Below are 13298 nucleotides of genomic sequence, written 5' to 3'. Positions count from 1 at the left end.
GGAAGTCTCATGAAATGAGAGAAGCCGGAAGGCTTCTCTTTTTTTGAAACTACAGTGGGCATGAGTGCGTATACATATGGGGCATATTAGCTGTGAGGTGAAGATTTTGGGGGAAATGATAAAAGATTGGTTACAAAATGCAACAGTGAGACGGTTTTTGATTCTGCTCTTATTCTGTTTAATTTTGTTCAGTATGGGGAGTATGCTTCACATGATTCTGCTGTTGTTCCTGGTGACGTATGTCATGAACAGGCTACAGCATTTCATTACAGGTGGTCTGAATCGGCTATTTCCAGTCAATTATAAAGTCGTGGTCATCCTGCTCTATATGATCGTTATCGCAGTGATTGTGCTTGGTATATCCAGATATTCACCGCGGATTGTGGATCAGGTCGTTCAGTTGACGAACGAGATTATGAAATTTCTGGACAGTGCAGATGGTGATAATTTTGCTTCCAAGATTGCGGGTTACCTTCAATCCTTCGATATCAAAAATTATACCAATGATGCATTGAAATATATTTTCGCATTGAGCAAATGGTTGGAGTTTATACTGCTCGTTATCATTCTGAGTCTGTTCTTCTTGTTGCAGAAGCAGGAGATTTCCAAATTCACGTCCAAGTTCAAAACAAGCAAAATCGGATGGTTTTATACGGAAGTAGCTTACCTGGGCGATAAATTCGTTTCTTCTTTCGGTAAAGTTATTGAAGCGCAATTGTTGATTGCTGTATTCAATACGGTGCTGACGATGCTGGGTCTCTGGATTCTCGGATATCCGTATTTGTTCGCATTGACCATTCTCGTATTTATGTTAAGTTTGGTGCCTGTGGCAGGGGTGATCATCTCTCTGGTGCCGCTCTGTCTGATTGGGTATCAGATGGGTGGACTGAAACTGAGTATTATCGTGATCATCATGATCATTATCATCCATGCGCTGGAGACTTACTTCCTGAATCCGAAGCTCATGGCACACAAGACCAAATTGCCAATGTTCTACACCTTTATTGTACTGATTCTGTCGCAACACTTCCTGGGGATCTGGGGACTGATCATTGGTATTCCAATCTTCGTCTTCCTGCTCGATATTCTGGATGTGAACAAGATGGAGAAGACAGAAGAGCCGGTACGTGTGGAAACGAAGTTATAACGTAAGAAGATCAACCGAGTTCAATTCAATTGAACAACTTCAGATATTTCGAAAAAGTAAGGGCGTCTTCCATCTGTGGAGGGCGCTTTTGTGTTGGCAATACCGTCATTCGATAGTTCTCTACATGAGAATGACAGGTGGTGGGGTGAGTGAGATGGGTCACTACTCTGAGGTGACGATGATCATCTTTTACGAATGGAACGAGTGTAGATGCAATATCATAAGTTGAGGCTTCCTCTGCTATGGAGGAAGGAATTAAGCGTGCGTTTATAAATAAGGTATTTAGGATGTATACGTATTCAATAATGGTGTGTGATGTGGTTCACAACCCTAACGGAGCATGGTGCATCCAAGGTCTTATCGTCTTGACCCAGGCGTATCCTTCAATTATAGTTGGTACGTAGGACTTAAACTATTTTAGATAGATAAAGGTGGCTTGCAGCATGTCTGAGAAAATCTACGTTGGGGTCGATCTCGGCGGAACAGCAATCAAGGTCGGTATATGCGATGAACAAGGTCAGCTAATGCATACGTATGAAGGACCGACTGAAGTGGATAAGGGCGTAGACACGGTCATCGCCAACATCGAGAAGTATGTCCGACATATCGTAGCCGAATCACCTTACAGTTGGGAACAGCTTGAGGGTGTAGGTGCTGGAGTGGCCGGTTTCACGAATGTACGTGAGGGAATTATCGTTCATGCCCCTAACATCGGATTTCGGAATGTGGCCATTCGTTCGATTCTGGAAGAACGTCTGGGCAAGCCAATCAAAATAGATAACGATGCCAATGTAGCTGCACTGGGTGAAGTATGGGCGGGTGCTGGCAAAGGCGTAGACAATTGCGTATGTTATACACTCGGTACGGGTGTTGGCGGAGGCTTGATCCTGAATGGCAACATCTATCAAGGTTTCTCGGGTATGGCGGGAGAACTGGGTCATATCAGTGTTGTACCTGATCTGGAGGCAATCAAGTGCGGCTGTGGTAAAATGGGATGTGTTGAAACGGTATCGTCTGCAACAGGAATTATCCGTATGGCGAAGGATGCAGTAGAACGTGGTGATCATACGTCACTGGCACTCGTCGACAAGATTGCAGCCAAGGAAGTATTCGATGCTGCGAAGGCAGGCGATGAAGTGGCACAGCGCATTGTAAACCGTGCGGCCTTCTACCTGGGCAAATCCATGGCTACTGTAGCGGCTGTCATTAACCCGGAGATGTTCATCATCGGTGGTGGCGTATCCAAAGCAGGTAATTTCTTGTTCGATGAAATCCGTACCGTATTTGCCAAGTTGACACCGGAGCCACTGCAAGAAGGGGTTCAGATTCTGGAAGCTACACTTGGTAATAATGCAGGTATTGTGGGTGCAGCAGGTCTTCTCTTGCGTTCCTAGTAACCTCGTAACAATATATGAAGACAGCAATATGATAAGGAGGGGACATTTATGCTTGAAGGTGAAGGCTCACCAGGCACAGGCGCCACGCTCATTATCATTACGGGCATGTCCGGAGCAGGTAAAACGATTGCAGTACAGAGCCTGGAGGATCTGGGTTTCTTCTGTGTGGATAATCTGCCGCCGGTATTGATTCCAAAATTTGCGGAACTGATTGAACAGTCAAATGGCAAGATTGGTAAAGTTGCATTGGTTATCGATCTGCGCGGGCGTGAATTCTTTACAGCTCTGTCCGAGTCTTTGAACTATATTAAAGATCATTTTACCATTCATTGCGAAATTTTATTCCTGGATGCTACAGATTCTGTACTTGTTCAGCGTTACAAAGAAAGCAGGCGCAGGCATCCGCTGGCACCTGAGGGTATGCCGTTGGACGGCATCCGGCTGGAGCGCAAGATGTTGGAGGAACTCAAAAACTCTGCGACTCAGGTACTCAATACAAGTACGATGAAGCCTGCTCAATTGAAAGAACGCATCATATCACGCTTTTCTCATCTGGAAAGCCAAATGCTTTCGGTGAATATTACGTCGTTCGGATTCAAGTATGGCATTCCAATCGATGCCGATCTGGTGTTTGATGTACGTTTTTTACCGAATCCGCATTATATTGATCATTTGCGTCCGAATACGGGGCAGAATAGTGATGTGTATGAATATGTCATGAAATGGCCGGAGACACAGGCGTTTCTGACGAAACTGCTGGATATGCTGCATTTCCTGATTCCGCAATACCGGAAGGAAGGCAAAAGCCAGGTTATTATTGGAATCGGCTGTACCGGAGGCAAGCATCGTTCGGTAGCAATATCGGAATATTTGGGCAAGATGTTGGGAAGCAGCGAGACTGAAGCTGTCACCGTAAGCCATCGCGACGCTGACCGGGACCGTCATTGAAGAGGGTGAAGGGATGAAAGAGGCCGGACCACGAAGAGAACGTCCGAGAATAGTTGTAATGGGCGGCGGAACCGGATTATCCGTGATGTTGCGCGGTTTGAAAGAGAAGCCGCTGGATATCACGGCCATCGTCACAGTTGCAGATGATGGTGGAAGTTCAGGCATCCTGCGCAATGAGCTACAAATGCCGCCTCCGGGCGACATTCGCAACGTGCTTACGGCACTGGCTGATGTAGAACCATTGCTTTCAGATATGTTAAAGTACCGTTTCAATACAGGCGCGGGGCTTGCAGGCCACAGCTTGGGAAATTTGATTTTGGCTGCAATGACGGATATTTCGGGCGACTTCGTGACCGCGGTGCGGGAACTTAGCCGCGTGTTTGCCGTTCGAGGTGAGGTATTACCAGCTGCTGGTCAGGCCGTTGTGTTGCATGCTGAGATGGAAGATGGGGCAATTATTACAGGTGAGTCCAAGATCCCTGAAGCAGGCGGACGCATCAAGCGCGTTTTCCTTGAACCGGATCACGTGGAGCCGTTGCCAGAGGCGGTAGAGGCCATTCGTCAAGCTGACGCGATTCTAATCGGGCCTGGCAGCCTATATACCAGCATCCTTCCCAATCTACTCGTACCGAAGCTGGCTGAGGCTGTGGTAGAGGCTGATGCGGTGAAGATGTTTATCTGTAATGTCATGACACAGCCGGGAGAAACAGATAACTATACAGTAAGTGACCACCTTAAGGCGGTACGCGAGCATATAGGTCATCAGCTCTTCGACTATGTTATCGTAAATAATGGTGATATTCCGCTGCAAGTACAGAATAAGTATGCGGAAAAAGGAGCAAAACCGGTTGTACTGGATATGAATGTACTCGAAAGTGCTGGCTATCAGGTGGTTGCAGACACGCTTGTTCTGTTCAAAACCTATCTGCGTCATGATGCCGACAAGCTAAGTCATCACATCTACCAACTGGTACAAAATTGGATGTTACGGAAGAGGTGAAGTCCCATGTCGTTTGCAGCACAGACCAAAAAAGAGTTAACCATGATCGAGAGCGAACCGTGCTGCGAAAAGGCGGAACTTTCAGCCCTCATCCGTATGCTTGGTGCGGTGCAGTTATCGAATAAAAAAGTCATCTTGGATATTTCGACGGAGAATGCCGCCATTGCAAGACGGGCATACTCTCTGCTTAAAAAGCATTTTCAAGTGCATACGGAATTACTGGTCCGCAAAAAAATGCGGCTGAAAAAGAACAATGTATATATTGTTCGTATTCCAACCATGGTACAAGAGATTCTCAATAGTCTTCATATTGTATCTGAAGGCTTTCTGTTTACACCAGGAATCAATGCAGAGTTATTTCAGCAAAACTGTTGTAAAAGGGCCTATCTTCGCGGTGCATTTCTGGCAGGTGGATCGGTTAATAATCCGGAAGGTTCTTCCTACCATCTGGAGATTGCGTCCATGTATGAGGAACACTGTCAGGCACTGGTTGATCTGGCCAATGAATTTCATCTGAATGCCCGGTGTATAGAAAGGAAAAAAGGATTCATCCTATACATCAAGGAAGGCGAGAAAATCATTGAGCTGCTCAGCATCATTGGTGCTCATCAGGCCTTGTTCAAGTTTGAAGACGTACGAATCATGCGAGACATGCGTAACTCCGTTAACCGGATTGTCAATTGTGAGACCGCTAACCTGAATAAGACAATCGGAGCGGCGGTAAGACAAATTGATAATATCCGGTTGTTGCAAAAGGAAGTTGGTCTGGAATCGTTGCCTGAGAAGCTTCGTGAAGTTGCGGAGGTTCGACTGGCGCATCCGGATATCAACCTGAAGGAAGTGGGAGAACTCCTGAAAGGTACAGTCAGCAAGTCGGGTGTAAACCACAGGCTTCGTAAAATTGATGAACTGGCTGAAAAAGTACGAGCAGAACGGTATGGTTAAGGTTAATACGTAGTAGGGTAAATTAACAAGGTCGTTTGATGTTATGGAACAAACCGTCGGTTTAGTTAGCTGTTAAGGAGCGAGAAGAGTTACTCAGGTAACTTGGTGCGATGTACAAAAGGCAAAATGGGGCATGATTATGCCCTCCAAAGTTACCTGAGTTTTTTTCTTCTAGTGTCCTGCACGGGTTAATGTTATAATGTTGTATAAATATAATTGTGTATTTAATGTCTAGATTTCATAATAGGGGGTAAGTTTCCATGACAAAGCACCCGGTAGTTGTCCGTTTGAAAACGGGTCTCCATGCCAGACCTGCGGCACTTTTCGTTCAAGAAGCGAATAAGTACTCATCTGAAGTGTTCGTCGAGAAGGACGACAAAAAAGTTAATGCAAAAAGTATCATGGGGATCATGAGCCTTGCGATTAGCACAGGTACGGAAATCCATATTAGTGCAGAAGGCGCGGATGCCGAACAGGCTGTAAACGCTTTAGTGAGTCTGGTAAGCAAGGAAGAGCTTGAAAACCAATAAGACTATGCTTGAATTCAATGAAGAAGTCCCGAAAGGGGCTTTTTTGCGTTTTTACCGTTTTTGCGATCGTCAAGTGCAACATTATGGAATTTGTCCCGTCTGTTAAGGTATCAAATTGATTAACGTTTGAGATGTTAACACATAAGGAGGCTATCGTGATGGGTAAACAATGGATGAAACCGTTCGGTGCGGTGCTGGTGGCAAGTACGTTGCTTGTTGGAGGAACAGCATGGGTTACACCAAGTAACTATGCTTACGCTGCAGAGGTTCAGGGTGTACAACAGAATGTAATTAATGTGGTGGGTAAAGGTGAGATTCAGGTTAAACCTGATATCGCGTATCTCTCCATTGGTGTGAACAGTACTGCGGAGACAGCTGCATCTGCCCAAAAAGCCAATGCTGCTAAAATTTCCAAAGTAACCAACCTGCTCAAGAATACGTGGAAGATCAGTACAGATGACATTCAAACCAGTCAGTTCTCTGTGCAACCCAATTACACGTATAGCGAAAAAGAAGGACAACAAGTAAAAGGATACACAGCGCATCATACGCTGACAATCACATATCGTGAAATGGAAAAAATCGGCGAGTTGCTCGATGCTGCTTCGGGGGCAGGTGCTAACAACATTGAGAACGTTCGCTTCACTGTAGAAAATCCCGAAAGTTATGAGTCCCAAGTGATTGAGAAAGCTGTTGCCAATGCAGATGTGAAAGCTGGCGCCATTGCAAAAGCAGTTAAACGTCAACTGGGTGCTGTTCTTTCCGTGAGCCAAGGTGATGCCAATGTGCCTGTATTCTATGCAAGCGAGGCGTTGATGTCCAAAGCACAAGATACAGCAGGTGGCACTGAGATTGAAACAGGCCAGGTTAAAGTAAGCACAATCCTGAATATCACGTATGAAATGAAATAAACAAGATTGTAAGATGGAATAACCTTTTCAATTATTATTTGAAGGTGTACCAAGAGATAATGACAAAGACTTTGTCCTGACGACAGGGTCTTTTTTGTTGGAAAAGCAAACTTTGATGAAGTTAGATAGGATGTAATGCTGTTCAAGCTACACAAAATGCTTTATTTTGGTATCTTTTTTGTACAGTTGTTCGTGACAAAAAGGTCATATCCCGTTCTATTTTCCGGCTGATATCCATCAAGATTGTAACTGGAGCTGTAAACCTTTCCGAAATCGGGTTAATTATAATAGAGAGGTGAGCGTATGAGATATAAGAACAGGTCAAGATTACATACGCAATGATCCCTAATTGTGAATTCAGAGAGGAGTTATATATATGACATCATGGAAAAAATGGACAAGTGCGCTGCTTGCAGCAGGAATTATTGTAGGAAGCGGTGCGGTGTGGCAGGATAATTCAGTTCAAGCGGCTTCTGTATCCTCGAAAGTGACAACCCCGGCTGAGGTGACTCTGAAATCGGGTGGGAAAACACTGACTCAAAAAGGACTCCTTCAAGGTGGTTCAACCTGGGTATCTCTTACGGCAGTCAAAGATGTAGCAGGTAGAACGCTGAAATATGATGCGAAAACCAAAGAATATGCTCTGACAGCAGCCAATAACACGATGACAATTAGCCTTATGGACGGTCAACCAAGTGTCAGAATCAACAACTATTATCCTCAAGTGGACGCCAAGCTGATCAACGGCAGATTGTATATTCCATTCTCAGCAATGAGAGATTATCTGGGTGTACAGGGGAATTGGGATGGCAAAACCAAAACATTGACGCTCAGCAAGGTGAAACAAAATAGTGTGAAAGTTAAAGCGGCGACAGTCAATGTCACAGTGAAAAATGCCGAAGTGGATGTACAGTATCCGCAAGTGAGTGGACTTGCCAGCAAAGAGGCTGAAACAGCGATCAACAAAGTGCTGAAAGACGAAGTGGATGCATATGTAGCCGACTTCAAGAAACAGACATCTGAGTTTGGTGGTGCAACAGCCGATCGTCCATATGCGTTCGAGAGCTCTTATGTAGTGACATACAATGAAAGAGGCGTATTGGGACTCATTACACAACGATATGAGGATTATGCTGGTGCTCATGGTATGACGTACCGAACAGGCCACACCTTTGCACTGGACACAGGCAAGGAGCTTACGCTAGATGATGTGCTGCAAAATAACAAAACGATGCGCGAGACATTGGGTAAAAAAGTGGGCGAACAACTTAAAGCTGGCGGTGGCTACCTTGAAGGTTACAAAGGGTTGAATAAAGATCAAGATTTCTATGTGACACCGACGGGTGTAGTGGTGTTCTTCCAGCTGTATGAATATACGGCGTACGCAGAGGGATTCCCCGAAATGCTATTTACGTATAAAGAACTTCTTCCTAAAGGTACAGAGCCTTTCAGTGACGTAACGGGAAGCAAGTAAGCGATCATTAGTGTGCACTTTTGTGTTATCTTTCTTATAAAGTGAAAAAAGAAGCCCTCGTCATAGATATGACGAGGGCTTCTTTGCGTATGAGCAACACATTTAGGTGTTGCTTAGTACGTTAAATGTTGATTGCGTTAACGCAGACCGTGGTCTACTAGCAATTAGATGCCTTGTGAACCTACCTTTTCGAGAACCTTATCAATGATACCATATTCTGCCGCTTCAGCAGCACTCATGAAGTAGTCACGATCTGTATCTTTCTCGATCCGCTCTAGTGGTTGACCAGAACGTTCAGCAATGATGCGGTTCAATGTATCACGCATTTTCAGGATACGGCGAGCACGGATTTCGATGTCCGACGCTTGACCTTGAGCACCACCAAGAGGTTGGTGAATCATGACTTCGCTGTTAGGCAACGCAAAACGTTTACCTTTTGCACCGGCATTCAACAAGAATGCACCCATGGAAGCCGCCATACCTACACAGATGGTAGATACATCCGGTTTGATGAATTGCATTGTATCATAAATGGCCATACCAGCTGTAATCGATCCGCCTGGGCTGTTGATGTATAAGTGAATGTCTTTCTCCGGATCTTCCGCAGCTAGGAACAACATCTGTGCCATGATGGCATTAGCCACAACGTCATTAACATCGCTACCAAGGAAAATAATACGATCCTTCAGCAATCTGGAGTAGATGTCGTAGGCGCGCTCACCCCTGTTGCTCTGTTCAACGACCATAGGAATAAAACTCACGTGAAAAACCTCCTCGGAAATGTAAATGTTATTGGTGTTTCTACTTAAACTGTTACCGTATTACCCACATAATAAACAATTCCAAACAAAAAGTCAAAGAAAGTCAAACTAACTTACAAAAAAAAGAAACCTTTCCGGTTTCATTGGTTAAAAGGGTTATGAGCTGTTAAATAAAAATGGCGCGCCCGCCAAGAATCGAACTTGGATCTCAGGCTTCGGAGGCCTACGTCATATCCATTGGACCACGGGCGCATATTATGTGACAGCAATAATGATTATAGCTCATGAAATATGTAATTGCAAGCAGTTCATTGTGGATGTGGTTTGGATTAGCCTAAAAATGATCATGATGAAGAAGAGTGGATAAAGAGTGCATTTAAGTAAATGCTATTAGAGGTTTTGGACATGCCGTATAAAATGTAATTCTGAGCGATATGTAGATGAGAAAAATGTATTCCTTCTATATATGGTATACGTGTGGCAGTCCTTGATCATGGAAGTCTAGGATTGTGAAAATAGGCGCGTACAAAAGCTTGGAAGCGTGTCGAATTAACATGTTGAAACACTTGCATGTCACGTCAGTTTTAGGTAGAATAGACGTGGGACTTAAAAAGTTAACCCGGGACGTTTTAGGGCCACGAAAGAGAGCTTGGAACGAGAACTTGCGGGAGTGGAAAGCATGCGAACGATTTTAGAAATACAAAAGCAGCTTCTGCCTGATCTCATGGATATCTTGAAAAAGAGGTATACGATTCTGCAGCAGATCATGTTATCGGATGTGATCGGACGGAGAACGTTAGCTAATTCCATGCAGATGACCGAGCGGGTTCTGAGGGCTGAGACCGATCTGTTAAAGGCTCAGGGACTTATTGAAATTGACAGCGCAGGAATGAAGATCAGCGAGGCAGGGTATGATTTGCTGCAGCAGTTAGAGCCCGTTGCCAAAGAGTTGTTCGGATTATCCGAGCTGGAAGAGCGCATCAAGCAAGCCTACGGTCTGCAAAAGGTAGTTGTGGTTCCTGGTGATTCGGACGTATCTCCGTTTGCCAAAAGGGAACTGGGCAGAGCCGGAGCGAAGGCTCTCGGCAATATCATGAGTGACAATGACGTTGTCGCCGTTACTGGCGGATCAACAACGGCCGAAGTCGCAGAGCAACTTAATCCACCAACATCTCTTAAAGGTGTCTGGTTCGTACCGGCACGTGGTGGACTAGGAGAAAGCCTTGAAATTCAGGCGAATACGATCGCATCCACAATGGCAAAACGGGTAGGAGCGCAATACAAACTCCTGCATGTACCGGATTTGCTTAGTGATCATGCCTATGAATCATTAATCCAGGACCCCAGTGTTCAGGAGATTCTACAGCTGATTCGGAAATCGCGGATTGTTATTCATGGAATTGGTGATGCCGTGGAGATGGCGACAAGACGTAAACTTGCGATGGAGATTATAGATGAACTTCAAGAGCAAGGTGCCGTATCTGAATCTTTCGGTTATTACTTTAATGATCAGGGTGAGGTTGTACATACCATGCTTACACTGGGTATGCGACTTCAGGATATTGAACGAACTGATGTCGTGATCGGAATTGCAGGTGGCAAAAGCAAAGCTGCTGCGATACACTCCGTGTTGCGATTTGGTCAGGAAGATATTCTGATTATTGATGAGGCTGCTGCCGAAGTCATTGTTGCCGAAATGGAATAAGAGTTTACTTTTCATCACAACCATTGTTGTCTTGACGGACTTTACCGTCTGTCTTGAATATATAAGTTTCATAAAAAAATTAATCAAAACTTGGGAGGAACTTACTCATGATTAAAGTAGGTATTAACGGTTTTGGACGTATTGGACGCTTGGCATTCCGCCGTATTCAAAATGTAGCAGGCATCGAGGTAGTAGCAATCAACGACTTGACTGACGCTAAAATGCTGGCTCATTTGCTCAAATATGATACAACTCAAGGTCGCTTCGATGGCGATGTTGAAGTACACGATGGCTTCTTCAAAGTGAACGGCAAAGAAGTTAAAGTATTGGCTAACCGTAACCCAGAAGAACTTCCTTGGGGCGACTTGGGCGTAGATATCGTTCTGGAATGTACTGGTTTCTTCACAACAAAAGAAGCAGCTGAGAAACACTTGAAAGGTGGAGCTAAGAAAGTTGTTATCTCCGCACCAGCTACTGGCGACATGAAAACCATCGTTTACAACGTAAACCATGAAATCCTCGACGGTACTGAAACTGTAATCTCCGGCGCATCTTGCACAACGAACTGCCTGGCACCTATGGCAAAAACGCTGCAAGACAAATTCGGAATCGTTCAAGGTTTGATGACTACAATTCACGCTTACACTGGCGACCAAAACACGTTGGATGCTCCACACCCTAAAGGTGACTTCCGTCGTGCTCGCGCAGCAGCTGAAAACATCATCCCTAACACAACTGGTGCTGCTAAAGCAATCGGTCTGGTAATCCCAGAACTGCAAGGCATCCTTGATGGTGCAGCTCAACGTGTACCAGTAGCTACTGGTTCCCTGACTGAGCTCGTAACTGTTCTGAACAAAAAAGTAACAGCTGAAGAAGTTAACGCAGCAATGCAAGAAGCTTCCGATCCAGAAACTTTCGGATACACTGAAGACGAAATCGTATCTTCCGATATCCAAGGAATCACTTTCGGTTCCCTGTTTGATGCAACTCAAACTAAAGTTCTGACTGTTGGCGACCAACAATTGGTTAAAACTGTAGCTTGGTATGACAACGAAATGTCCTACACTGCTCAACTGGTTCGCACTTTGGAGCACTTTGCAAAAATGATTAAGTAATATCTGCAATAACATAGAGCGGAAACAGATGCTATTGTTTCCGCTCTTTATATATCTACATTTTGCAAATTTCTCAAAAACACCAGGATTGACAGGGGATTTTAGCTCTTGATTGGTCCACCAAATACATGGGTGCGGAGGAAATACAGATGAACAAAAAAAGTGTACGCGATATCGAATTGACAGGAAAACGGGCTTTTGTCCGTGTAGATTTCAATGTGCCGCTCGAAGATGGTAAAATTACAGATGACAAACGTATTCGTGCAACGCTTCCTACAATCAACTTCTTGATTGAAAAAGGCGCTAAAGTCATTTTGGCAAGCCACATGGGTCGTCCTAACGGCGAAGTGGTTGAATCCTTGCGTTTGACTCCAGCAGCTGAGCGTTTGTCTGAATTGCTTGGTAAAACAGTTGTTAAAGCTGACGATTCCGTTGGTGACGCTGTTAAAGCTCAAATCGCTGAACTGAACAACGGCGACGTATTGTTGCTTGAAAACGTTCGTTTCCACGCAGGCGAAGAGAAAAACGATTCGGAACTCGCAAAACAATTTGCTGAACTGGCTGATGTTTTCGTTAATGATGCGTTTGGCGCGGCTCACAGAGCACACGCTTCGACTGAAGGAATCGCTCACTTGCTTCCAGCAGTGTCCGGTTTGTTGATGGAGAAAGAACTTGAAGTGTTGGGTAAAGCAATCTCCAACCCTGAGCGTCCTTTCACAGCCATCATTGGTGGATCCAAAGTTAAGGACAAAATCGATGTAATCGACAACCTGCTGAACATTGCAGACAACGTGATCATCGGTGGCGGTCTGACTTACACGTTCTTCAAAGCACAAGGACATGAAATTGGACAATCCTTGCTGGATGATTCCAAACTTGATGTTGCTCTCGGTTTCATCGAAAAAGCGAAAAAACTGGGCAAAAACTTCTACCTGCCGGTAGATATCGTTGTGTCTGACGATTTCAGTGCGAAAGCAAACACACAAATCGTTGACATCGATGGCATCCCAGCAGATTGGGAAGGCATCGACATCGGTCCTAAAACACGTGAGATCTATGCTGATGTAATCAAAAACTCCAAATTGGTTGTATGGAACGGACCAATGGGCGTATTTGAAATCGAGCCATTCTCCCACGGTACTCGTGCAGTAGCAGAAGCTTGCGCAGAGACAGAAGCTTACACTGTAATTGGTGGCGGCGACTCCGCAGCAGCAGCAGAGAAGTTCAAATTGGCTGACAAAATGAACCACATCTCTACAGGTGGCGGTGCATCGCTCGAGTTCATGGAAGGTAAAGTACTTCCAGGCGTAGTGGCATTGAACGACAAGTAAGTTTTAGTAGTCTATAGCATGAAGGAGTTGAAAC

General features: G+C 44.9%; 12 protein-coding genes and 1 tRNA gene. 11 read left to right on the top strand and 2 right to left on the bottom strand.

Annotated features, from left to right (window positions below; translation table 11 throughout):
* Positions 1–76: 76 nt before the first annotated feature.
* The 8 genes from WFI24_RS33045 to WFI24_RS33010 all read left to right on the top strand — a co-directional run bounded on the left by WFI24_RS33045 (position 77) and on the right by WFI24_RS33010 (position 8352).
* Positions 77–1147 carry an AI-2E family transporter gene (locus WFI24_RS33045; protein ID WP_336766036.1) on the top strand — a complete coding sequence of 357 codons (1071 nt, stop codon included), beginning with the start codon at positions 77–79 and terminating at the stop codon, positions 1145–1147.
* Between the two features lie 443 nt (positions 1148–1590).
* Positions 1591–2541 (top strand): ROK family glucokinase, encoded by a 951-nt coding sequence (locus tag WFI24_RS33040; protein ID WP_062837749.1) that lies wholly within the window; start codon positions 1591–1593, stop codon positions 2539–2541.
* A 51-nt stretch (positions 2542–2592) separates the two neighbouring features.
* Positions 2593–3492 (top strand): RNase adapter RapZ, encoded by a 900-nt coding sequence (gene rapZ, locus WFI24_RS33035; RefSeq protein ID WP_017691251.1) that lies wholly within the window; start codon positions 2593–2595, stop codon positions 3490–3492.
* A 13-nt stretch (positions 3493–3505) separates the two neighbouring features.
* Entirely contained in the window at positions 3506–4492 is a 987-nt protein-coding gene (locus WFI24_RS33030; protein WP_336766034.1) for a gluconeogenesis factor YvcK family protein, read from the top strand.
* A gap of 6 nt (positions 4493–4498) precedes the next feature.
* Positions 4499–5437, top strand: coding sequence for a DNA-binding protein WhiA (whiA, locus tag WFI24_RS33025; RefSeq protein WP_145326393.1), 939 nt, complete (start codon positions 4499–4501; stop codon positions 5435–5437).
* 260 nt (positions 5438–5697) lie between these two features.
* Positions 5698–5967 carry an HPr family phosphocarrier protein gene (locus WFI24_RS33020; RefSeq protein ID WP_056695263.1) on the top strand — a complete coding sequence of 90 codons (270 nt, stop codon included), beginning with the start codon at positions 5698–5700 and terminating at the stop codon, positions 5965–5967.
* A 158-nt stretch (positions 5968–6125) separates the two neighbouring features.
* Positions 6126–6878 (top strand): SIMPL domain-containing protein, encoded by a 753-nt coding sequence (locus WFI24_RS33015; RefSeq protein WP_336766030.1) that lies wholly within the window; start codon positions 6126–6128, stop codon positions 6876–6878.
* Positions 6879–7254: 376 nt separating this feature from the next.
* Positions 7255–8352 (top strand): stalk domain-containing protein, encoded by a 1098-nt coding sequence (locus tag WFI24_RS33010; RefSeq protein WP_336766029.1) that lies wholly within the window; start codon positions 7255–7257, stop codon positions 8350–8352.
* Positions 8353–8516: 164 nt separating this feature from the next.
* Here WFI24_RS33010 and clpP read toward each other — a convergent pair whose 3' ends face one another.
* Entirely contained in the window at positions 8517–9113 is a 597-nt protein-coding gene (gene clpP / locus WFI24_RS33005) for an ATP-dependent Clp endopeptidase proteolytic subunit ClpP (RefSeq protein WP_145326390.1), read from the bottom strand.
* 177 nt (positions 9114–9290) lie between these two features.
* Positions 9291–9365 (bottom strand) — tRNA-Arg (locus tag WFI24_RS33000).
* A 427-nt stretch (positions 9366–9792) separates the two neighbouring features.
* Here WFI24_RS33000 and WFI24_RS32995 point away from each other — a divergent pair.
* The 3 genes from WFI24_RS32995 (at position 9793) to WFI24_RS32985 (ending at position 13264) form a co-directional block, all read left to right on the top strand.
* Positions 9793–10818: a sugar-binding transcriptional regulator gene (locus WFI24_RS32995; RefSeq protein WP_336766027.1), complete on the top strand. Its 1026-nt coding sequence runs from the start codon at positions 9793–9795 to the stop codon at positions 10816–10818.
* A gap of 107 nt (positions 10819–10925) precedes the next feature.
* Complete coding sequence (gene gap, locus WFI24_RS32990) at positions 10926–11933, top strand: type I glyceraldehyde-3-phosphate dehydrogenase (protein WP_017691243.1); 1008 nt, start codon at positions 10926–10928, stop codon at positions 11931–11933.
* Positions 11934–12082: 149 nt separating this feature from the next.
* Positions 12083–13264: a phosphoglycerate kinase gene (locus WFI24_RS32985; protein WP_076216887.1), complete on the top strand. Its 1182-nt coding sequence runs from the start codon at positions 12083–12085 to the stop codon at positions 13262–13264.
* Positions 13265–13298 lie beyond the last annotated feature (34 nt).

This window comes from Paenibacillus sp. USHLN196, from assembly GCF_037144955.1.
GTDB classification, from domain to species: domain Bacteria; phylum Bacillota; class Bacilli; order Paenibacillales; family Paenibacillaceae; genus Paenibacillus; species Paenibacillus xylanexedens_C.
Note: the sequence above shows the minus strand (reverse complement) of the source record. Positions and strands in the feature narration are given on the sequence as shown.

Excerpts from the sequence above, each read along its gene's own strand:
- WFI24_RS33045 (WP_336766036.1), top strand. The coding sequence starts at position 77 with ATGGGGCATATTAGCTGTGAGGTGAAGATTTTGGGGGAAATGATAAAA.
- WFI24_RS33040 (WP_062837749.1), top strand. The coding sequence starts at position 1,591 with ATGTCTGAGAAAATCTACGTTGGGGTCGATCTCGGCGGAACAGCAATC.
- rapZ (WP_017691251.1), top strand. The coding sequence starts at position 2,593 with ATGCTTGAAGGTGAAGGCTCACCAGGCACAGGCGCCACGCTCATTATC.
- WFI24_RS33030 (WP_336766034.1), top strand. The coding sequence starts at position 3,506 with ATGAAAGAGGCCGGACCACGAAGAGAACGTCCGAGAATAGTTGTAATG.
- whiA (WP_145326393.1), top strand. The coding sequence starts at position 4,499 with ATGTCGTTTGCAGCACAGACCAAAAAAGAGTTAACCATGATCGAGAGC.
- WFI24_RS33020 (WP_056695263.1), top strand. The coding sequence starts at position 5,698 with ATGACAAAGCACCCGGTAGTTGTCCGTTTGAAAACGGGTCTCCATGCC.
- WFI24_RS33015 (WP_336766030.1), top strand. The coding sequence starts at position 6,126 with ATGGGTAAACAATGGATGAAACCGTTCGGTGCGGTGCTGGTGGCAAGT.
- WFI24_RS33010 (WP_336766029.1), top strand. The coding sequence starts at position 7,255 with ATGACATCATGGAAAAAATGGACAAGTGCGCTGCTTGCAGCAGGAATT.
- WFI24_RS32995 (WP_336766027.1), top strand. The coding sequence starts at position 9,793 with ATGCGAACGATTTTAGAAATACAAAAGCAGCTTCTGCCTGATCTCATG.
- gap (WP_017691243.1), top strand. The coding sequence starts at position 10,926 with ATGATTAAAGTAGGTATTAACGGTTTTGGACGTATTGGACGCTTGGCA.
- WFI24_RS32985 (WP_076216887.1), top strand. The coding sequence starts at position 12,083 with ATGAACAAAAAAAGTGTACGCGATATCGAATTGACAGGAAAACGGGCT.